Origin of the sequence: Paracoccus sp. MBLB3053 (genome assembly GCF_031822435.1) — a bacterium.
Lineage (GTDB): Bacteria > Pseudomonadota > Alphaproteobacteria > Rhodobacterales > Rhodobacteraceae > Paracoccus > Paracoccus aurantius.
In genome coordinates this window covers 1,302,571-1,323,306 of the sequence record NZ_JAVQLW010000001.1, presented here as the reverse complement: position 1 = coordinate 1,323,306, position 20,736 = coordinate 1,302,571, and the positions used below count along the sequence as shown (strand labels likewise).

Annotated in this window: 23 protein-coding genes; 16 read left to right on the top strand and 7 right to left on the bottom strand. The window is 63.5% G+C overall.

Annotated features, from left to right (window positions below; all coding sequences use genetic code 11):
• Window positions 1–20: 20 nt before the first annotated feature.
• Both RGQ15_RS06660 and lpdA read left to right on the top strand, forming a co-directional pair.
• Window positions 21–608 (top strand): DUF924 family protein, encoded by a 588-nt coding sequence (locus tag RGQ15_RS06660; protein ID WP_311159433.1) that lies wholly within the window; start codon window positions 21–23, stop codon window positions 606–608.
• Window positions 609–649: 41 nt separating this feature from the next.
• Window positions 650–2,056 carry a dihydrolipoyl dehydrogenase gene (lpdA, locus tag RGQ15_RS06655; protein WP_311159432.1) on the top strand — a complete coding sequence of 469 codons (1,407 nt, stop codon included), beginning with the start codon at window positions 650–652 and terminating at the stop codon, window positions 2,054–2,056.
• Window positions 2,057–2,111: 55 nt separating this feature from the next.
• On the opposite strand, the gene RGQ15_RS06650 is transcribed toward lpdA, so the two are convergent.
• From RGQ15_RS06650 to RGQ15_RS06640, 3 genes are all read right to left on the bottom strand, one after another.
• Window positions 2,112–3,281, bottom strand: a complete 1,170-nt coding sequence (locus RGQ15_RS06650) for a M20 aminoacylase family protein (protein ID WP_311159431.1) — start codon at window positions 3,279–3,281, stop codon at window positions 2,112–2,114.
• 65 nt (window positions 3,282–3,346) lie between these two features.
• Window positions 3,347–4,690: an NAD(P)/FAD-dependent oxidoreductase gene (locus tag RGQ15_RS06645; protein ID WP_311159430.1), complete on the bottom strand. Its 1,344-nt coding sequence runs from the start codon at window positions 4,688–4,690 to the stop codon at window positions 3,347–3,349.
• Between the two features lie 9 nt (window positions 4,691–4,699).
• On the bottom strand, window positions 4,700–6,541 hold the full coding sequence (locus tag RGQ15_RS06640; RefSeq protein ID WP_311161054.1) for an ABC transporter ATP-binding protein: 1,842 nt from the start codon (window positions 6,539–6,541) through the stop codon (window positions 4,700–4,702).
• A gap of 223 nt (window positions 6,542–6,764) precedes the next feature.
• Here RGQ15_RS06640 and RGQ15_RS06635 point away from each other — a divergent pair, with 223 nt between their 5' ends.
• The 3 genes from RGQ15_RS06635 to RGQ15_RS06625 all read left to right on the top strand — a co-directional run bounded on the left by RGQ15_RS06635 (window position 6,765) and on the right by RGQ15_RS06625 (window position 10,523).
• Complete coding sequence (locus RGQ15_RS06635) at window positions 6,765–8,468, top strand: peptide ABC transporter substrate-binding protein (RefSeq protein WP_311159429.1); 1,704 nt, start codon at window positions 6,765–6,767, stop codon at window positions 8,466–8,468.
• 71 nt (window positions 8,469–8,539) lie between these two features.
• Window positions 8,540–9,547, top strand: a complete 1,008-nt coding sequence (locus RGQ15_RS06630) for an ABC transporter permease (RefSeq protein WP_311159428.1) — start codon at window positions 8,540–8,542, stop codon at window positions 9,545–9,547.
• Window positions 9,540–10,523, top strand: a complete 984-nt coding sequence (locus tag RGQ15_RS06625; RefSeq protein WP_409201305.1) for an ABC transporter permease — start codon at window positions 9,540–9,542, stop codon at window positions 10,521–10,523. The genes RGQ15_RS06630 and RGQ15_RS06625 overlap by 8 nt, the downstream gene beginning before the upstream one ends.
• Here the strand turns inward: RGQ15_RS06625 and RGQ15_RS06620 are convergent.
• The 3 genes from RGQ15_RS06620 to RGQ15_RS06610 are packed head-to-tail and all read right to left on the bottom strand — an operon-like array spanning window position 10,520 to window position 12,667.
• Window positions 10,520–11,164 (bottom strand): thiamine diphosphokinase, encoded by a 645-nt coding sequence (locus RGQ15_RS06620; RefSeq protein WP_311159427.1) that lies wholly within the window; start codon window positions 11,162–11,164, stop codon window positions 10,520–10,522. The two genes, RGQ15_RS06625 and RGQ15_RS06620, sit on opposite strands and share 4 nt — an antisense overlap.
• A complete protein-coding gene (locus RGQ15_RS06615) occupies window positions 11,161–11,373 on the bottom strand; it encodes a DUF2842 domain-containing protein (RefSeq protein WP_311159426.1) in 213 nt (70 codons plus the stop codon). Before RGQ15_RS06615 ends, RGQ15_RS06620 begins: the two co-directional genes overlap by 4 nt.
• Before the next feature lies 1 nt (window position 11,374).
• On the bottom strand, window positions 11,375–12,667 hold the full coding sequence (locus RGQ15_RS06610; protein WP_311159425.1) for an adenylosuccinate synthase: 1,293 nt from the start codon (window positions 12,665–12,667) through the stop codon (window positions 11,375–11,377).
• Window positions 12,668–12,865: 198 nt separating this feature from the next.
• On the opposite strand from RGQ15_RS06610, the gene RGQ15_RS06605 reads away from it, so the two are divergent.
• The 11 genes from RGQ15_RS06605 to ureG all read left to right on the top strand — a co-directional run bounded on the left by RGQ15_RS06605 (window position 12,866) and on the right by ureG (window position 19,885).
• Window positions 12,866–13,675, top strand: a complete 810-nt coding sequence (locus RGQ15_RS06605) for an urease accessory protein UreD (protein ID WP_311159424.1) — start codon at window positions 12,866–12,868, stop codon at window positions 13,673–13,675.
• A 27-nt stretch (window positions 13,676–13,702) separates the two neighbouring features.
• Window positions 13,703–14,005 (top strand): urease subunit gamma, encoded by a 303-nt coding sequence (locus tag RGQ15_RS06600; RefSeq protein ID WP_311159423.1) that lies wholly within the window; start codon window positions 13,703–13,705, stop codon window positions 14,003–14,005.
• Window positions 14,006–14,014: 9 nt separating this feature from the next.
• Window positions 14,015–14,563 (top strand): HupE/UreJ family protein, encoded by a 549-nt coding sequence (locus tag RGQ15_RS06595; protein ID WP_311159422.1) that lies wholly within the window; start codon window positions 14,015–14,017, stop codon window positions 14,561–14,563.
• Window positions 14,560–14,868 carry an urease subunit beta gene (locus RGQ15_RS06590; RefSeq protein WP_311159421.1) on the top strand — a complete coding sequence of 103 codons (309 nt, stop codon included), beginning with the start codon at window positions 14,560–14,562 and terminating at the stop codon, window positions 14,866–14,868. Before RGQ15_RS06595 ends, RGQ15_RS06590 begins: the two co-directional genes overlap by 4 nt.
• A 22-nt stretch (window positions 14,869–14,890) precedes the next feature.
• On the top strand, window positions 14,891–15,706 hold the full coding sequence (locus RGQ15_RS06585; protein WP_311159420.1) for a cyclase family protein: 816 nt from the start codon (window positions 14,891–14,893) through the stop codon (window positions 15,704–15,706).
• On the top strand, window positions 15,706–16,104 hold the full coding sequence (locus RGQ15_RS06580; RefSeq protein ID WP_311159419.1) for a carboxymuconolactone decarboxylase family protein: 399 nt from the start codon (window positions 15,706–15,708) through the stop codon (window positions 16,102–16,104). The genes RGQ15_RS06585 and RGQ15_RS06580 overlap by 1 nt, the downstream gene beginning before the upstream one ends.
• Window positions 16,105–17,805, top strand: a complete 1,701-nt coding sequence (gene ureC / locus RGQ15_RS06575; RefSeq protein ID WP_311159418.1) for an urease subunit alpha — start codon at window positions 16,105–16,107, stop codon at window positions 17,803–17,805.
• Between the two features lie 110 nt (window positions 17,806–17,915).
• The gene (locus tag RGQ15_RS06570; protein ID WP_311159417.1) at window positions 17,916–18,134 is read left to right on the top strand and encodes a hypothetical protein; all 219 of its coding nucleotides are present in this window, start codon (window positions 17,916–17,918) and stop codon (window positions 18,132–18,134) included.
• Between the two features lie 25 nt (window positions 18,135–18,159).
• Window positions 18,160–18,630, top strand: coding sequence for an urease accessory protein UreE (locus tag RGQ15_RS06565; RefSeq protein ID WP_311159416.1), 471 nt, complete (start codon window positions 18,160–18,162; stop codon window positions 18,628–18,630).
• Window positions 18,630–19,262, top strand: coding sequence for an urease accessory protein UreF (locus tag RGQ15_RS06560; RefSeq protein ID WP_311159415.1), 633 nt, complete (start codon window positions 18,630–18,632; stop codon window positions 19,260–19,262). The genes RGQ15_RS06565 and RGQ15_RS06560 overlap by 1 nt, the downstream gene beginning before the upstream one ends.
• The gene (ureG, locus tag RGQ15_RS06555) at window positions 19,259–19,885 is read left to right on the top strand and encodes an urease accessory protein UreG (protein WP_311159414.1); all 627 of its coding nucleotides are present in this window, start codon (window positions 19,259–19,261) and stop codon (window positions 19,883–19,885) included. Before RGQ15_RS06560 ends, ureG begins: the two co-directional genes overlap by 4 nt.
• 13 nt (window positions 19,886–19,898) lie before the next feature.
• Here ureG and RGQ15_RS06550 read toward each other — a convergent pair whose 3' ends face one another.
• The gene (locus RGQ15_RS06550) at window positions 19,899–20,693 is read right to left on the bottom strand and encodes a class II glutamine amidotransferase (RefSeq protein WP_311159413.1); all 795 of its coding nucleotides are present in this window, start codon (window positions 20,691–20,693) and stop codon (window positions 19,899–19,901) included.
• Window positions 20,694–20,736: the final 43 nt, after the last annotated feature.

The following is a 20,736-nucleotide window of genomic DNA, read 5'->3' as shown; positions in this document are numbered from 1 at the left end:
TCCAGGAACGGATGGCAGGAATGACCCGAACGACGACACCCCCCGAAACGATCACGCGCTTCTGGCTCGACGATGTCGGCGAGAAGGGGTGGTATATCCGCTCGGACGAGCTGGACGCGACCATCCGCCAACGCTTCATGCCGGATTGGGAACAGGCGGCATCGCTCACTCCCGATTGGGAAGGAACGCCCGAGGGCGCCCTGGCGGCATTGATCCTGACGGATCAGTTTCCGCGCAACATGTTCCGCGATGACCCGCGCGCCTTTGCGACCGATCCGCTCGCGCTGGCCATTGCCGATCGCGCGATTGCCGCCGGACACGATCTGAAGATCGCGCCCCCGGCGCGGCAATTCTTCTATCTGCCCTTTGAGCATAGCGAAGATCTTGCCGATCAGGATCGCGCCGTCTCACTTTTTGCCGAGTTCATGCCGGGCGAAAACCTCCGCCATGCCGCGCTCCACCGCGACACGATCAGGCAATTCGGCCGTTTCCCATGGCGAAATGCCGCCCTCGGACGCCAATCGACACCCAGTGAGCTGAAGGTGCTCGAAGCCGGAGGCTATGGCGCGCTTGTCTCGGGCAAGCTGTTGCTTGATGCTCTCGAATAAATGGTTTAACGCTCAACTATCTTTTTCAGAAGGGGAACTCCATGGCGCAAACCTTCGACATGGTGGTGATCGGCTCGGGACCGGGCGGATATGTCTGCGCCATTCGTGGTGCCCAGCTTGGACTCAAGGTCGCGGTCGTCGAGCGGGAACATCTGGGCGGCATCTGCCTGAACTGGGGCTGCATCCCGACCAAGGCGCTGCTGCGCTCGGCCGAGGTCTTCCACCTGATGCACCGCGCCAAGGAGTTCGGTCTTTCCGCCGACAAGATCGGCTATGATCTGCCGGCGGTCGTGCAGCGCTCGCGCGGGGTCGCCAAGCAGCTGGCCGGCGGGGTCGGCCATCTGCTGAAGAAGAACAAGGTCACCGTTTTCATGGGCGAGGCCACGCTGACCGCGCCCGGCAAGATCAGCGTCAAGACCGACAAGGGCAGCGAAGAGGTTACCGGCAAGTCCGTCGTGCTGGCGACCGGTGCCCGCGCCCGCGAACTTCCGGGCCTGGAACCCGATGGCGTTCTGGTCTGGAACTACAAGCACGCGCTGAACCCGCCGCGCATGCCGGGCAAGCTCTTGGTCATCGGCTCGGGCGCCATCGGCATCGAATTCGCCAGCTTCTTCAACACGCTCGGCGCCGATACGACGGTGGTCGAAGTGATGGACCGCGTCCTGCCGGTCGAGGATGCCGAAATCTCGGCCCTGGCCAAGAAGCAGTTCGTCAAGCAGGGCATGAAGATCATGGAAAAGGCGACGGTCAAGAAACTCGACCGCGCCCCGAACGGAAAAGGCGGGGGCAAGGTCACTGCGCATATCGAGATTGGCGGCAAAACCGAAACCCATGATTTCGATACGGTCATCTCGGCGGTCGGCATCGTCGGCAATGTCGAAGGCATTGGCCTGGAAAAGCTCGGCGTCAAGATCGACCGCACCCATGTCGTGACCGACGAATACTGCCGCACCGGCGTCGACGGGCTTTTCGCGATCGGCGATGTTGCGGGCGCGCCTTGGCTTGCGCACAAGGCCAGCCACGAAGGCGTCATGGTCGCGGAACTCATCGCGGGTCAGCATCCGCATCCTATCAAGCCGAACTCGATCCCGGGCTGCACCTATTGCAATCCGCAGGTCGCATCCGTCGGGCTGACCGAAGAAAAGGCCAAGGAGGCCGGGTACGAGATCAAGGTCGGCCGTTTCCCCTTCGTCGGCAATGGCAAGGCGATCGCGCTTGGCGAACCCGAAGGTCTGGTAAAGACCGTCTTCGACGCCAAGACAGGCGAGTTGCTGGGCGCCCATATGGTGGGCGCAGAAGTGACCGAACTGATCCAGGGCTATGTCATTGGACGGACCTTGGAGACTACTGAAGCCGAATTGATGGAGACGGTCTTCCCGCATCCGACCCTGTCGGAAATGATGCACGAATCCGTGCTCTCCGCATACGGGCGGACCATCCACTTCTGATCCAGAAAGGGGGCCGCGGGGCCCCCTTTTTCATTTCACCATGTAGCCCGTGCGATCAGGCCAACACTGGCATCCTGGCTTCGACCATGCCCGCATACCAGCTTGAGCCGGCCGGAATGGCATTGTCGTCGAAATTATAGGCGGGATGGTGAACCATCGCCGTGTCGCCGTTGCCAACGAAGATATACGCGCCGGGACGTTCGTTCAGCATGTAGCTGAAATCCTCGCCGCCCATCATCGGCATCATGTCCATGTCGACGTCACCTGCGACCCCACGCGCGACCTCGGCTGCGTGAATGGTGGCTTCGGGATGGTTCATGGTGACCGGATAGCCGCGCTGGTAGTCCACCTCGGCCTTTGCCCCGAAGGCCAAGGCGATGTTTTCGGCCACGCGCGTTATGCCCTCCTCAAGCTGGTCGCGAACATCCGCATCAAGACTGCGCGCCGTCCCCTTCAGCTTCACCACCTGCGGGATGACGTTATGGGCAGTCGAATCGGTCTGCACGACGCAGACAGAAATCACGGCATTCTTCAGCGGATCTATATTGCGCGACACGATCGACTGCAGCGCCACGATGATCTGCGCCGAAACCAGAGTGGTATCGATCGTCTCATGCGGCTTGGCGGCATGTCCGCCCTTGCCGGTCACGACGATGTCGAACTGGTCCGCGGCCGCCATCATCGCCCCTTCGCGAATAGCGAAGCTACCGGTCGGATAGCCCGGCATGTTGTGCATGCCGTAGAATTCCTGGATGCCCCAGCGATCGACCAGCCCATCCTCGATCATGGCAAGCCCGCCGCCACCGCCCTCTTCCGCGGGTTGGAAAATGACCACAGCAGTTCCATCGAAATTCCGCGTCTCGGCCAGATACCGGGCCGCACCGAGAAGCATTGCCGTGTGTCCGTCATGTCCGCAGGCATGCATGACGCCCGGCGTCTTCGATGCATAGTCCAGTCCGGTGATTTCGTTGATCGGCAGCGCATCCATGTCGGCACGCAGGCCAATGACCCGCCCCGCGCTGTCACTGCGCCCCTTGATGACGCCAACGACCCCGGTGCGCCCGACCCCTTCGGTCACTTCGTCCACACCGAAGCTGCGCAACAGTTCGGCAACCTTTCCAGCGGTGCGGTGGACTTCGTAGAGAAGCTCGGGGTTTTCGTGGAAATCCCGCCTCCAGGCGGTGATCTCGGGCAGAAGTTCGGCAAAGCGGTTCTTGACGGGCATGAGACATCTCCTTCGGCGCGAATCTTGGCCGTTTTGAAATGCCGCCGCAAGCCTCGGCTATCGCCTCAGATCGAGGGGCCCAGCTCGATTCTCGAACCGTCCGAAAAACGGGCATAGCGGAAACGCGACAGGTCATGCCCCGGGGCGCGGCCAAGCATGAGATCGGCCATCACCCGCCCGATTCCCGGCCCGATGCCAAATCCATGCCCCGAAAGGCCCGTCGCGACGAAGAACCCCGGAACGGGGCTCTCATCAAGGATCGGAACCTGATCCGGCGTCACGTCAATCATTCCTGCCCAGGCGCGCATGATCTGAGGCTTTCCTAGCTTGGGGAATGCGGATGCGAAGTCAGCGCGCAATCTTTCGATGCGGGTCAGGTTCGGCGCCGGGTCAAGGACCCGCATCATCTCGAAGGGCGACACCTCGTCCAGCCTCCAGCGACGCGGCGTGCGCCAAGCGTCGGGATAACCTGTCGGCGCGGCTGGGCTGAGGCGGGTGTGGCGAAGATCACGCCGCATCTGCGGAAGGAAGCTCACGAGGTTGCGGAAGGCCGCGGGACCGATCCAGAAATCGTGACCGATCCCCGGCGCAAGCGTATAGCCTCCATCTGCGCGACGGCGGAATGCAAAGCCCGAATCGGCCGCATTCCCAGGATGGAAATCCACCATCGGAACAGTCGCCGCCACTGTGGCGCGAACCGATAGCTGCGGGAACCACAGCCCCGCATTGCCCGCGAAAAGCGACGACCAGGCGCCGCCTGCCAGAAGAACCTGAGCCGCTTCGATCCGACCCTTTTCCGTGACGACCCCCGAAACCCGACCGGCCGAGGTTTCGATGCCCCGCACCGCGCAATCCTCGCAGATGGTGGCGCCGGCATTTGCCGCAAGGCCCGCGATGGCGGGAACGGCGGTCCATGGCTCGGCCCGCGCGTCATTCGAAGTGTGCAGGGCCCCGACCCAGCCGGCCGCATTGGGCAGAAGCCCGTCCAGCTCTGCCCGGCTCATCAGGCGCGTGTCCAGGCCGTGCGCCCTGGCATGCGGCATCCAAGCTTCGAAATTCGCAATATCCGCTTCGCCATTCGCCAGATAGGTCGTGCCGGTCTGGCGCAGGCCGACTGCCTCGCCCAATCGCTGATCCAGACCTTGCCACAGGCGCAGAGCCTCGATCATGATCGGCAACTCGCCCGGATCACGCCCCTGCTGCCGCACCCAGCCCCAGTTGCGGGAACTTTGCTCGGCAGCGATGCGTCCCTTTTCGCACAGTACCACGCGCTGGCCCGCTTCGGCCAGGTAAAGGGCAGTCATGACACCGGCAATGCCGCCCCCGATCACGACGATATCCGCCTGGGCAGGCGGGGCTGCGGGAAAGCGCGCCGCTTCGGCGCGCGAAATGGGTCCACCGGTTTTCATGTGGTCGGATTACTGATGCGTGACCGGGTCCACAAGGACCTGATGCCCGGGTGTGACCTCGTGATAGACCGAACGGACAGGAATATGATCGACCGGATGGATGGGCGACGGAATGGGCCTGAAGCGCAGGTCTTCGTTTATCTTTTTCTGGCGCGGGTCCGCCACCGGCACGGCGGCCATCAATTGCCGGGTATAGCTGTGCTGAGGGTTCTCGAAGACCTGCCGCCGCGTCCCGAATTCGACGATGCGGCCCAGATACATGACGCCGACGTGATGGCTGACGCGTTCGACCACGGCCATGTCATGGCTGATGAACAACATCGAGATCCCAAGATCGCGCTGAAGTTCCATCAGCAGGTTAAGCACCTGTGCCTGGACCGAGACATCAAGCGCCGAAACCGCCTCATCCGCGATGATCAGGCGCGGGTTCAGCGCCAAGGCACGGGCTATCGCGATCCGTTGCCGCTGCCCGCCCGACATTTCATGCGGATAGCGGTTCATGAAGCTGCGCGGCAATTCGACCCGGTCGAACAGCTTTTCGATCCTGTCCCTGCGCTCGGAACGGTTGCCGATGCCGAAGTTGAGCATCGGCTCTTCGATCTGGCTCAGCAGCTTCATCTGCGGATCGAGGCTGGCGAAGGGGTCTTGGAAGATCATCTGCATATCGCGGCGCGCACGGCGAAGCTGCGCGGGGTTCAGCGCAAGAATGTCGCGCCCGCCCAGATGAACCGTGCCCGCGCTCGGCTCGACCAGTCGCAGGATCGAACGACCCGTCGTCGACTTCCCGCAACCTGATTCGCCGACCAGCGACAATGTCTCGCCCGCATTGACAGTGAAGGACACGTCCTCGACCGCATGCACCTGCGCGACCGTACGACGCAGCAGCCCGCCCTTCACGGCAAATCGGGTGCAGAGGTTCCTCACCTCAAGCAGCGGCTCGGCGGATTTGGCCAGAACCGGCCCGGTCGGCTCGGCGATTTCGCCCGCGCGCATCAGGCGCATCGGCTCGGGCGCGTCGCGGCCCGTCATCTCGCCCAGCCGGGGCACGGCGGCCAGCAGCGCCTTGGTATAGTCCTGCTGCGGGTTCTCGAAGATCTGCTCGACCGGGCCTTCCTCGACCTTGTCGCCCCGGAACATCACGACGACCCGGTCGGCCATCTGCGCCACCACGGCCATATCATGGGTGATGAACATGACGGCCATTCCGGTTTCCCGTTTCAGCCTGTCGATCAAGGCCAGGATTTCGGCCTGGATCGTCACATCCAGCGCGGTCGTCGGCTCGTCGCAGATCAAGAGACGCGGGCGACAGGCCATGGCCATGGCGATGACGACACGCTGGCGCATGCCACCGGACAGCTCATGCGGATATTGCCTCAGACGCCGCTCGGGCTCGGGAATGCGCACCTCGCGCAGCAACTCCAGCGCCCGCCCGAGCGCTTCCTTGCGCGACATGGCGCGATGCGTGACCAGACCTTCTGCAAGCTGGTCGCCGACGGTGAAGACCGGGTTCAGCGCGGTCATCGGTTCCTGAAAGATCATCGCGATCTCATTGCCGCGAATGTCACGCATGACGGCAGGCTGAGCTTGCGCCAGATCGACGGCCCCGCCGTCGCGACGAAACAGCAGTTCCCCCTTGGCGATCTCGCCGCCGCCAAACTCGACCAGCCTCATCAGCGAAAGCGAACTGACGGATTTTCCCGATCCGGATTCGCCGACCACGCAGACACATTCCCCTGCAGCGATGTCGAAACTCAGCTGCCGAACGCCGATGACAGGGCCATCATTGGTCTGAAAGGACAGACGCAGCTTACGGATCGAAACGAGCGGCGAGTTCTGGTCGGCATCAAGCATCATGCAGCCTCTGGGCCCCTGTGGTCAGATTTGAGGCTAGAGCCGGGTTTCGTCATTGCAACTGATTTCGAACGGAAACTTGTTTCTTGCTTTTTTCGGGGCACCTGTCTGAAACTCGATCTGTTCAGCAGGCACATCACCACGGGAAGACCCAGAAAAACAAAGACTACGCGGTCGAAACGGATGCTTTGCCGAACGCCCAACAGTCCAACAGGAGAGAGTGATGAGATTGAAGACCCTGATGCTGGGCGCCACCTCAATGGCGCTTATGGCACCGGCCGCCTTTGCCGAACGCGGCTCGGACGGGCAGTTGAACATCATCATGTGGCAAGCGCCGTCGACGATGAACATCTACCTTTCGGGCGGCACCAAGGAATTGATCGCCAGCAGCGCCGTGCTAGAACCGCTGGCCGGCGCAATGCCCGACGGAACGCTTTATCCACGTCTTGCCAGCGAAATCCCCACTCTGGAGAATGGCGGCATTGCCGAGGATCTGAAATCGGTCACATGGAAACTGCGCGAGGGCGTCAAATGGTCCGACGGATCGCCCCTGACCGCGGATGACGTCGTCTTCACCGCGCAATATTGCATGGACCCCACCGGTGGATGTGCGCAGTTGGCCAAGTTCGAGGGCGTCGAAAAGGTCGAGGCCGTCGATCCGCTGACGGTCAAGATCAGCTTCATCGCCCCGCAGCCCGACCCCTATTCGGCCTTCGTCGGTGCCCAGGCCCCTGTCATTCAGAAGGCCCAGTTCGAAGCCTGCATCGGTGAAAAGGCCCCGACTTGCACCGATCAGAACTTTGGCCCGATCGGCACCGGCCCTTTCAGGGTCACAAGCTTCAAGACCAACGACGTCATCACCTTTGACGTGAACCCCGAATACAGGGATGCAGCCAAGCCCGCCTTCTCGAACCTGACGATCAAGGGCGGCGGCGATGCGGCGGCGGCGGCGCGCTCGGTACTGGAAACCGGCGAATTCGACTATGCATGGAACACCCAGCTTGCGCCCGACGTGATCGCCGGGATGGAGGCCGCGGGCAAGGGCAAGGTCCAGGCGGCATTCGGCAGCCTTGTCGAACGCATCCACGTGAACCTGAGCGACCCCTCGTCCAGCCTGCCAGAGGGCGAGCGTTCGACCATCGACAATCCGCATCCCTTCCTGACCGACCCTGCGGTGCGCAAGGCGCTCTCCATGGCGATCGACCGCGAGCTTTTGGTCGAGATCGGGTACGGCGCGGCCGGCCAGCCGACCTGCAACTACGTCCCGGCCCCCGCGGCCTGGGCCTCCGACAACACCGAATGCCTGACCCAGGACATCGAAGGAGCGAAGAAGCTGCTCGAAGATGCCGGCTGGACCGTCGGTGGAGACGGCATCCGCGAAAAGGACGGCAAGAAGCTGTCGCTGGTCTATCAGACCTCGGTCAACGCGGTCCGCCAGGATTTCCAGGCGCTCATCAAGCAGTGGTGGCAGGATATCGGGATCGCGACGGAACTGAAGACGATCGACGCCTCGGTCTTTTTCGGTGGTGATGCAGGATCGCCCGACACGTTCCAGAAGTTCTACGCCGATGTCGAGATGTTCGCCGACAATTTCGAGGGTGGGAACCCCGCCCCCTATCTTGCCAAGTTCACCTGCGACAAGGCCCCCGGGCCCGGCAACCAATGGCAGGGTGAAAACATCAGCCGATTCTGCGATCCGGAATTCGACAAGCTGATCGCCGAGATGGGCACGACCGTCGATCCGGGCGAACGCGGCAAGCTGGGCCAGCGGCTGAACGAGATGCTGACCAAGGACAGCAATGCGATCATTCCGCTGGTCTATCGCGGCACCGCCTCGGCCGTGTCGAACTCGCTCGCCAATGTCGAGATCAACGGTTGGGACAGCGAGCTTTGGAACATCGCCGACTGGACCCGCGTGAAGCAGTAACCGGAACGGGCCCCGCCAATGCGCGGGGCCCCGATCCGGCTCCCTGAGATCCGCAGGACAGGAGCGCAGTTTTGCTGACCTTTGCACTTCGCCGCTTGTTGCTGGCGATACCTACTCTGATATTCATTTCGCTGGTGATCTTCCTCCTGCTGGAAGCATCCCCCGGCGACCCGTTGGGCGACGTTCCCCTGACCGTCCCGCCCGAGGTCAAGGAACGCATGCGCGAGGCGCTGGGTCTGGGGCAAGCCTGGTATGTCCGCTATGTGCTCTGGCTGAAGCAGTTCTTCTGGGTCGAGCCACTCCACTGGATCGACCAGTTATTCGGCACGTCCTTCAGCGACGGCATGCAGCGCGTGATCAGCTTCCAGTCGCGCAGCCCCGTCTTCGACGTCATCGCCGAGCGCGTGCCGCAAACGCTGACGGTTGTCGGCATGTCCTACCTGATCGGGGTGCTGATCGCGATCCCAATCGGCATTCTGTCGGCCTATCGCCAATACAGTTGGTTCGACCAGATCGGCACCTTCATTTCCATGGTCGGCTTCTCGCTGCCGACCTTTTTCACCGGGGTCGTGCTGATCATCATCTTCGGGATCAAGCTGCAATGGTTCCCCTCGATCTATGACACGACGCATCGCGTCACCGACTGGGACAGTTTCGTCGTGCAGGTGCGTCAGATGGCAATGCCGGTCACGGTGCTGTCGCTTTACAATGCAGCCCAGATCAGCCGGTTCATGCGGGCCTCGATGCTCGACAATCTCAGGCAAGATTACGTCCGCACCGCACGCGCCAAGGGCCTCAGCGAAAAGGTGGTCGTCCTGAAGCATGTGCTGCGCAATTCGCTGATCCCCGTCGTCACTGTCATCGCACTTGGACTGCCCGCAGTCTTCGGTGGCGCGATCATCACCGAGCAGGTCTTCAAGGTGAACGGGCTGGGGCAACTGCTCATCCTGGCGATCCATGCCAATGACATTCCCATGGTAATGACCCTGACCTTCATCTTCGCGATCCTGATCGTGACCTTCACCCTGATTGCCGACCTCCTTTACGGCATTCTCGACCCGAGGATCCGCTATGAGTGATCCGCGCAATCCCGTCCTGACAGACGAAGCTGGCAGAGATGTCGCCGCCCCGGGAGTCGACGCGGTCATGACCGACATTCAGGATGCGCCCGATACCCCGCCGCGCAGCCAATGGCGCGATGTGTGGCGACAGTTCCGCAACCATCGCGGCGCTATGATCGCGCTCGTGCTCTTCTCCTCGATCCTGATCTTCGTCCTGCTTGGCCCGCGGCTCTGGACGATCGATCCCACCTATGTCGACATTCGTGCCCGCAATCAGGGATTCTCGTGGGCGCACCCTCTGGGCACTGACCAGCTTGGTCGCGACATGCTTGCCAGACTGATGGCGGGCGGCCGGGTTTCGCTGGCGGTCGGGCTGACGGCCATGTCCATCGCCCTCACGCTCGGGAGCCTGATCGGCATCCTGTCGGGTTATTTCCGCGCCCTTGACGCGCCGCTGATGCGCCTGACCGAGCTATTCCTTGCTCTGCCCCTGCTGCCCTTGCTGCTCTTGATGGTGACGCTGTTTCGCGAACCCCTCAGCAAGGCGCTGGGTCCGGCTGGCGGAATTTTCCTGCTGATCGTTTCGGCCATCGGGGTCACCTCATGGATGCAGACTGCCCGCATCGTGCGAGGTGAAGTGCTTGGCCTGAAAGAGCGTGAATTCATTCTGGCGGCCAGATCGATCGGCACCCCCGCCCCAAGGATGATCCTGCGCCATGTCCTGCCAAACGTCCTGTCGCCGATCATGGTCGCGGCCACCCTGGGGATTGCGACCGCGATCATCACCGAAAGCGCGCTCTCCTTCCTTGGCCTCGGCTTCCCGCCGGACTTTCCGACATGGGGTCGTTTGCTCTTTGATGCCGTCGACCAGATGCAGCAGTTCCCGTGGCGCGTGATCCTGCCGGGGCTCTGCATTTCACTGACGGTGCTTTCGGTGAACTATATCGGCGACGGGCTGAGGGACGCGATGGACCCGCGCAGCCGCGGTCGCTAGATCGCCGCAGCCAGAAGCCCGAGACACGATCCCGGCAGGATGAGCAGCATGGGGCCGTCGATGGCCAGATCGATCGGCCCCATCGCTTCATTGGACGTGCCGACCCTGCCATCCGAGGCGAACTTCAGCCCGTCGATCGGCCATTTCAACCCTTCAGAAATTCCGCTTGCCGAACCCATGGGAAACAGCGACACACGCGTTCCCGCAGGCAGGTCCATGCCGATCCGGGGCGGGCAGAGCGTGATGACATCACTTCCCGCGATCAGGATACAGGGCGGACCCACGCGCCGTGCCATTGCGCTGAGATTGGCGAGGAAGTGGTCCTGACGCGCGCCCGAAAAGCCCACGGCTACGACCAGAGGTGCCCGGATGCGCGAAAGGCTTTTCTCGAAATCCGTGCTGTCCTGCTCGGCGATGCGATGCAGACGCTCGGCCGGGATCACGGCCTTTGCGTGCGCGGAAAGGGAATCGAAATCTCCGAAAACCGCTTCGGGCAGAAGACCATGCGCCAAGGCCTGATCGGCACCCCCGTCGGCCGCAGCAACGGTGCGACCGATGTTCAAGGCTGCGTCCAGATCAGATCGGGGAAAAGGCGCCCCCCCGATCAGCGTGACGGGGACGGCGCTGGCAAGGACGGTCATTCGCCCTTGCCGATGCCGGAAAACACCCGGCGGAAGGGCAGGATCCAAACGATCCCGAGCCCGATATAGACGGCCAGTTCGACCAGGATCGGCTGGCGACCAAAGGCGCGATCCATCCAGTTCACCAGCGTCACGGCCACCACGATGTAAAGTGGCAGGCCGATCAGCAGGATCGCCAAAGACCAGCGTTTGCGCGCCTTGAGGTCCATCTCAGTCCGCGAACGGGTCGGTGACAAGGATGGTGTCGTCGCGTTCGGGAGAGGTCGAAAGCAGCGCGACCGGGCACTGGATCAGCTCTTCGATGCGGCGGACATACTTGATCGCGTTCGCCGGCAGTTCAGCCCAGGACCGTGCGCCTTGGGTCGATTCTTCCCAGCCGTCCAGTTCTTCATAAACCGGCGTGACACGCGCCTGCAGCGCCGCTGCGGTCGGCAGGTGGTCGTAATGCACGCCGTCGATTTCGTAACCGGTGCAGATCTTGATGGTCTTGAACCCGTCCATCACATCGAGCTTTGTCAACGCGATGCCGTCGACACCCGAAATCGCGCAGGTCTGGCGCACCAGAACCGCGTCGAACCAGCCGCAGCGGCGCTTCCGCCCCGTGACGGTTCCGAATTCATGGCCGCGTTCGCCCAGACGCTGGCCGTCCTTATCCTCAAGCTCGGTCGGGAAGGGGCCGGACCCCACGCGGGTCGTGTAAGCCTTGACGATGCCAAGGACGAAACCGATGGCTGACGGACCGACGCCGGTCCCGGTCGCGGCCATGCCCGACATGGTGGTCGAACTGGTGACATAGGGATAGGTGCCGAAATCGATGTCGAGCAGGCTGCCCTGCGCGCCTTCGAAAAGGATGCGCTTGCCCGATTTGCGGGCATCGTTCATCACCTTCCAGACCGGCTGGGCGAATTGCAGAAGCCTCGGTGCGATCTCCAGCAGCTTGGCGCGCAGTTCCGCCCGGTCGATGGGCGTCGCGCCAAGACCCTGACGCAGGGGGTCGTGATGCGCGAGCAGGCGATCGAGGCGCGAATCCAGCGTTTCCTCGTCTGCAAGATCAGCCACGCGGATCGTCCGGCGGCCCACCTTGTCCTCGTAGGCCGGACCGATGCCGCGGCCGGTCGTGCCGATCTTGGAGGCACCGGCGGCTTCTTCGCGCAGCTTGTCCAGATCCTGATGCAGCGGCAGGATCAGCGGGGTGTTCTCGGCGATCATCAGGTTCTCGGGGCCGATCTCGACGCCCTGAGCCTCCAGTTTCGCGATTTCGCTGAACAGCGCCCAGGGGTCCAGCACGACGCCATTGCCGATGACCGCCATCTTGCCCTTGCGGACGATCCCGGACGGCAGCAGCGACAGCTTGTAGACGGTATCACCGATAACCAGCGTGTGGCCCGCGTTGTGGCCCCCCTGGAAGCGCGCGATCACGTCTGCGCGTTCGGACAGCCAGTCAACGATCTTGCCCTTGCCCTCGTCGCCCCATTGCGCGCCGACGACCACCACATTGGCCATATTGGTTTCCCTCTTGCGGTCTTGAATGCCGATCCGGGTATAAACTTTGAAGACGCGGGGGGAAAGCGCAATTGGTCAAGCCTGCATTTCGCGCAGCCTGCCGCATTTTCGGGCGGATTGACGAGAATCAATGGACAAGCCGCGCAGCTCATTGCGAAATCGACCCAGCTTTGCCCATGGTTCAGGCAAGAGGCCATGATGCTGCACCAGAACCTGACATCCGATCTACCCCGCGCCCGCGGCACGCTTCGTGCCGGATTCGTGCATGCCGCCGGACGCACGAGGATCGGGCGACTTCACCAGGCAGGCAGCGCCAAGGCCATGCTGCCCCCGGCGCCGGGCTGCGAGATGGTCGTTCTGAACACCTCGGGCGGGCTGACGGGCGGCGACCGCATGGATATCTCCGTGACGCAAGAGCCCGGAACCCGGCTCTGCGTCACCACCCAGACGGCCGAGCGGGCCTACCGGTCGACGACGGGTCGAGCGCGGGTCACGGCACGGTTCGAGCTTGCCGCCGGAGCGCATCTGGACCTGCTGCCGCAGGAAACGATCCTGTTTGACCGCTCGGCCCTTCTTCGGGAGCAGGAAATCGCGCTGCACGGGGATGCCTCCTGCCTCTGGGTCGAAACCCTGATCCTTGGACGCGCGGCCATGGGCGAAACGGTCCGCACGCTGGACCTGACCGACCGCCGGCGCGTGACCCGAGACGGTCGCCCGGTATTTGTCGAGAACTTGCGGCTTGACGACGCGGTGCTCGCAGGCGGCGCAAGCACTGCCACGCTTGCAGGATGCCGCGCATTCGCCACTCTGGTGATGATCGCTCCCGATGCCGCCGACTGTTTGAGCCGCGCCCGGGAAGCCTTGGCAACAGACGGTGCCGCCAGCGCCTTCGACGGCAAGCTGGTTGCCCGGCTGATGGCCGGCGACGGCTGGCCGCTGCGCCAGGCGCTCATGCGGTTGATCCGCGCCATCCGCCCCGGCCCCCTGCCCCGCGTCTGGCAGATCTGATTTCGACTTGAGGAGCCCGACAAGCCCATGAACCTGTCCCCCCGCGAAAAGGAAAAGCTGCTGGTTTCGGTCGCCGCCATGGTGGCGCGGGGCCGTCTGGCGCGTGGCGTCAAGCTGAACCACCCCGAAGCCATCGCTCTGATCACCGATTTCGTCGTCGAGGGCGCGCGTGACGGACGTTCGGTCGCCGACCTGATGGAAGAGGGCGCTCATGTCATCACGCGCGAACAATGCATGGATGGCATTCCCGAAATGATCCATTCGGTCCAGGTCGAGGCGACCTTTCCCGATGGAACCAAACTCGTCACCGTCCACGATCCGATCCGCTAAGAGGCTGCCATGAAAAAGATCATTCCATTCCTTCTGACGCCGACTGCGGCCTTCGCTCACCCCGGCCATCTCGAAGCCGTATCGCCCTTCGCTTCGGGCTGGCTGCACCCTCTGGGCGGCACGGACCATGTGCTGGCGATGGTGGCCGTAGGGCTTTGGGCCGCAACTGCAGCCGACCGTCGCGGTATCTGGGCCCTGCCCCTGACCTTCGTGCTGGCAATGGTCGCAGGCGGCGCACTTGGTGCGGCCGGAATCCATCTGCCGGCAGTCGAGCCGATGATCCTTGCCTCTTCTGTCATCCTGGGGCTGGCCGTTGCGCTGGCACTTCGCCCCTCTCTCGGCTTCGCCCTGCCCGCCGTCGCCATCTTCGGCCTGGTCCATGGCCACGCCCACGGTGTCGAGGGCCCTTCTGCCGGACTTGCCGCCTATGCGGCGGGCTTCGTGCTGGCGACCTCTGGCCTGCATCTGGCGGGGATCGCGCTTGGCCGTCTGGGTGCGGCGCGCATCCTGGGCGCGGCCACCGCAGCGGCCGGTGTCGCACTGGCGGTGATGCCATGATCCCGGGGGAAATCTTTCCGGCTGAAGGCGAATTGACCCTGAATGCTGACCGCGAAGCAATCACCCTGATGGTCGCCAATACTGGCGACCGCCCGGTGCAGGTCGGCAGCCATTACCATTTCGCCGAGACCAATCCCGGGCTCGAATTTGATCGGGAGGCCGCGCGGGGCATGCGGCTTGACATCGCCGCCGGAACTGCCGTGCGCTTCGAGCCGGGGCAAGGCCGCGAGGTGCGCCTGATCGCGATTTCCGGGGCACGCGAGATCTGGGGTTTCAACGGTAAGGTCATGGGTCCGCTGGACTGACCTGAATGGGGAGGAACTGGGAATGTGCAATGCCTGTGTGATCGATCACGTCAAGGAAACCATGCTGAGCCGTCGCAAGCTTTTCATGGGCGCAGCGGCAACGGGTGCAGCGGCAATCGCCGCCAGCGCCATCAGCGCCCGCCCCGCGCTTGCGCAATCCTCGGGCAAGGTCGTGGACCTGACCCATGTGTTCGACGAAAACTTTCCCACCTTCGACGGCAAGCCCGGCATCGCTTATGAAGAGGCCGTGAATTTTGACCAGAACGGCTACCAGCTTTGGAAGCTCACGATCTTCGAGCATTCCGGCACCCATATCGACGCCCCGCTGCATTTCTCGAAAGACGGGACCTCGGTCGCCGAACTCGCGGCGGATTCCCTCATCTGCCCGCTATGCGTGATCGACATCACCGCCAAGGCCAGGGACGACGCCAATGCCGCCCTTGAGGCCGAGGATGTCGAGGCCTGGATCAGCGCCAATGGCGAAATTCCCAAGGGTGCTTGCGTCGCGATGAACTCGGGCTGGGGCGCGAAGGTCGGCAAGCCCGAATTCCGCAATTCGCCTGACGGCAACTTCGCCTTTCCCGGTTTCGGGAAATCCGCGACCGACATGCTGGCCGAGATGGGCGCTGCCGCGATCGCTTCGGACACGCTGTCCCTTGACCCCGGCAACTCGGCCGATTTCGCTGTCCACAACTCCTGGCTGCCGGGCGGGCACTACGGCATCGAAAACCTTGCCAATGTCGACCAATTGCCGGCAAAGGGCGCGACGATCTTTGTCGGGGCCCCCAAACATGCCCGAGGCACCGGCGGCCCGGCCCGCATTCTGGCGGTGATGTGATGGCAACCGTTCCGCTTCTGGCGGATGGCGATGCGCCACCCGAAAGCCTCGCGGTCTTCGACGAGATCCGCGAGGCCCGCGGCACGGATTACGTGAACAACTTCTGGCGAGCGCTGGCGCATGATCCCGCGCTTCTGCGCGCCACATGGGAACGCGCCGCCCATGTCATGGCCCCCGGCGCGCTGCATCCGCTGGTCAAGGAACTGATCTATGTCGCCGTCTCGACGGCCAACGGGTGCAGCTATTGCGTCCATTCCCACACTGCTGCCGCGCGCGCCAAGGGCATGACCCCCGACCAGCATGCCGAGCTTCTGGCCGTGATTGCGATGGCCAGCCAGACCAATGCCTTGGCCACCGCGCTTGCCGTGCCGGTGGACGACCGTTTCCAGGAGGACTGAATGGCCCTGACCATTTCCCGAGCCGACTATGCCCAAATGTATGGCCCCACGACCGGCGATCGCGTCCGGCTGGGCGATACCGAGATCATCATCGAGGTTGAACGCGACCTGACCACCTATGGCGACGAGGTGAAGTTCGGCGGCGGCAAGGTCATCCGGGACGGCATGGGCCAGTCGCAAGTCAGCCGCGCGGGCGGATCGATGGACACGGTCATCACGAATGCGCTGATCCTTGACCATTCCGGCATCTACAAGGCCGATATCGGGCTGCGCGATGGCCGCATCGCCGGCATTGGCAAGGCCGGAAACCCTGACACACAGCCGGGCGTCACCCTTGTCATCGGGCCGGGCACGGAAATCATCGCTGGAGAAGGCCGCATCGTCACGGCGGGCGCGATGGATGCACATATCCATTTCATCTGCCCGCAACAGATCGAGGACGCCATTGCCTCGGGGGTCACCACGATGCTGGGAGGTGGCACCGGGCCTGCGCATGGCACGCTCGCCACGACCTGCACTCCCGGTCCGTGGCATATTTCGCGCATGCTCATGGCCATGGATTCGGTTCCGATCAACATTGCCGTCTCGGGCAAGGGGAATGCCTCGCGCCCCGAGGCGCTCGAGGAAATGGTCCGGGCCGGGGCGGCCACGCTGAAGCTGCACGAAGACTGGGGGACGACGCCGGCGGCCATCGATTGCTGCCTGTCGGTCGCCGATGCGATGGATGTGCAGGTCACGATCCACACCGACACGCTGAACGAATCGGGCTTCGTCGAGAACACCCTTGCCGCGATCAAGGGCCGCACCATCCATGCCTTCCATACCGAGGGTGCGGGCGGGGGCCACGCCCCCGATATCATCAAGCTGGTCGGCGCGCCGAACGTCATCCCCAGTTCAACCAACCCCACGCGCCCCTTCACCGGCAATACCATCGAAGAGCATCTCGACATGCTGATGGTCTGCCACCACCTCGACAAGCGCGTCCCCGAAGACGTCGCCTTCGCGGAATCCCGCATCCGCCGCGAGACCATCGCAGCCGAGGATATCCTGCATGACATGGGCGCCTTTTCGGTGATCTCGTCCGACAGCCAGGCCATGGGCCGGGTCGGCGAGGTCATCACCCGGACCTGGCAGACCGCGCACAAGATGAAGGTCCAGCGCGGTCGCCTGGCCGACGAGACCGGGCAAAACGACAATATCCGCGCCCGGCGTTATGTCGCGAAATACACGATCAACCCCGCCATCGCGCATGGCATCGCGCATGAGATCGGCTCGATCGAGCCCGGCAAGCGCGCCGACCTGGTGATCTGGGACCCGGCCATGTTCGGCGCGAAACCCGAGATGGTGCTGGTCGGCGGCATGATCTCCTGGGCGCAGATGGGCGATCCCAACGGCTCGATCCCGGTGCAACCGATGTATATGCGCCCGATGTGGGGGGCCATGGGCCGGGCACGCCATGCTTCGGGCGTGACCTTCATCAGCCAGGCCGGCCTTGATTTCGGCGCGGCCGAGGGGATGCTGAAATCGGCGATCGCGGTTCGCAACACGCGCGGCATTGGCAAAGCCGACATGAAGCTGAATGCATCCACCCCGACGATCGAGGTCGATCCCGAAACCTACGAGGTTCGCGCGGATGGTGAATTGCTGACCTGCCAGCCCGCAACCGAACTGCCGCTTGCACAGCGGTATTTCCTGTTCTGACCACGTGCTGCAACGCAGCATTGCAGAATGCGCAATAGATAAGGCAAGAGCTATGACCTATAGTCAAAGGCAGGGGAGGAAACCGTTCGCCAACACCGAAAGGGTTTCCAATGGCTATTCAATCGACCGAGTTCGCACCGTCGCTTCGCGCACGCGTGGATGCAATCTTTGCCCGCATCGGCCAGGGCATGAACGCCTATGTGGAGGCGCGCTCGCGTCACGCGGAAATCGCCGCACTCGAAGCCAAATCGGATGCCGTGCTGGCCGATATGGGCATCACGCGCGACCGTATCGTCCACTACGTCTTCCGCGACCTGGTCTGGCTGTAAGCCAGCCGTACAAGGGGGTGCGTCAATGAACGCGCCCCTTGTCCAGACCCGCGCGACCTCGATCCTGCGTGCCACACCCGCCGAAGATGCCGTGGTGCTTGATTACGAGGGCCGCTTTCTGCGCCGCAAGCGACTGACCTCGCGGAGCGGCGTTTCCTTCATGGTGGATCTGCCGGAAACGGTCATCCTGAACCCGGGCGATGCATTCCAGCTTGAGGATGGCCGCGTGATCGGCGTTGCCGCCGCGATGGAACCTTGCCTGCGCGTCGAGGGGCCGCTTCCCCGCCTCGCCTGGCATATCGGCAACCGCCACACCCCCTGCCAGATTGCGGCGGATCACCTGCTGATCCGGGCCGACCATGTTCTTGAAGGCATGCTCAAGGGACTCGGCGCATGCGTCACCCCGACGATGGCGGCCTTCGACCCAGAGGGCGGGGCATATGGCCATGGACGGACAATGGGGCATGATCACGGCCCCGGCTTCCACAGCCACTGATGTCAGCCCTTTCGCGCCTTAGCCTGATCCAATGGCTGTCTCCGGCCTTTCCAACCGGGGGCTTCGCCTATTCGCATGGGCTGGAACAAGCCATGACCGAGGCCACCCGCGACGCGCAATCCGTGTCATCATGGGTTCGCGACGTGCTGTGCCATGGCGGCGGCTGGATCGATGCGGTGATTCTGGCATTGGCGTTGCGAGGTGAAGACCCCGATGAGCTCGCCGATCTCGCGCGGGCCCAGGCCGGTTCGGCGGAACGCCTGACCGAAACCATGGATCAGGGCCGCGCCTTCGCCGAAACCGTCGCCGCGCTGTCTGGGGAAGCGCATCCAACGCGCCCCCTGCCGGTCGCTGTCGGCGTTGCGGCGCGCGGGCTTGGCTTGCCCCCTGACGAGGTGATTGGTCATTACCTGCACGCCTTTGCCAGCAATCTCGTATCGGCCGCCACGCGCTTCCTGCCGCTGGGCCAGGCACAGGGGCAAAGGGCGTTGGCCAGTCTGCACGATACCATCGCTGAAACCGCGGCACGCGCCGCGCAGGCAGATCGCGACGCGCTTGCCACCTGCTGCCTCGGGGCCGATCTGGCGGCCATGCGGCATGAAACTCTCTACGTAAGGATTTTCCGGACATGAGCCTTAATGGACCCCTTCGGGTCGGCATCGGCGGCCCCGTCGGCGCGGGCAAGACCACGCTGACCGAGCAACTGGCCCGCGCGCTGGCGCCTCGGCTTTCGATGGCTGTCATCACCAACGACATCTATACCCGCGAGGATGCCGAGGCGCTGATGCGCGCCCAGGTCCTGCCCGTCGAACGGATCCGCGGCGTCGAGACCGGGGGCTGCCCTCATACCGCGATCCGCGAGGATGCCAGCATCAACCTGGCCGCCGTGGCCGATCTGCGCGCGGCCTTTCCCGATCTCGACCTGATCCTGATCGAATCGGGCGGCGACAACCTGGCCGCGACCTTCAGCCCGGAACTCGCCGATCTGACGATCTATGTCATCGACACGGCCGCCGGTCAGGACATTCCGCGCAAGCGCGGACCCGGTTTGACACGATCGGACCTTCTTGTCGTCAACAAGACGGATCTCGCCCCCCATGTCGGGGTGGATGTCGAACTGCTGCAAAGCGATGCCAAGACCGCGCGCGGCGAACGCCCATTTGTCATGGCCCAACTGCGACACGGACAGGGCATCCCCGAGATCGTGGAATTCCTGGTGCGCGAAGGTGGGCTGGTGCTGTCCGAGCCGGCTTAGGCCCGCCTGCACATCATGCCGCGGCGCGGGCTTTCGTCGGGATGAACGGGGTTACCACCAGATCCGGCCCGTCGAAGATGCAGAAGCTCTGCGCCGGTATTTCCAGCCAGTCGGTTTCGTCGCTTTCCAGCGGCTCTGACACCACGGCACGTCCGCCGCGCGTATCGGACCAACGATGAAAAAGCGACGGCGCCTGATCGTCACTTGCATAACGCAGTGCGAACAACCGGTGGCCGTCCGAAAAAGCAGCCGTGAGCCGCACGAAAGGTGCCTCTCCCCGCTGCTGCGCCAGCGCCTCGAACCGTGCCGTGGCGCGCGCCATCGCGCCCGCCGGATCGCTTTCAAGCCCCTCGCCCAAGGCCGCCAGGAACAGCGCCTCGCTGTCGGTGGCACCCTTGCGATGGGCGTAAAATTCATCGGGGATCAGCGCATCGGCATGGCGGCGAAAGCGCTCATAGCCGCCGAACTGGCCGTTATGCATGAAGCTCCACTTGCCGACGACAAACGGGTGGCAATTGTTGCGGCTGGTTGCCGTCCCGGTCGAGGCCCGCACATGCGCCAGAAACAGATGCGACTTCAACGTGGCCGTCAGGCTTTTGAGGTTGGTGTCGGACCAGGCCGGCATCACATCGCGGTAAAGGCCAGGTTCATCGCGTTCGCCGTACCAAGCCATGCCGAAGCCATCGGCATTTACCGGCGTATGGCAGCGCGTCGCGCCATGGCTTTGCCGGACCAACGAATGGCCGGGCCGACAGATCACGTCCTCAAGGAAAATCGGACTGCCGATATAGGCTGCCCAGCGACACATTCCCGTCCCCTTCCGTGCTTTTCCACCAACTTGGCACGAAAAG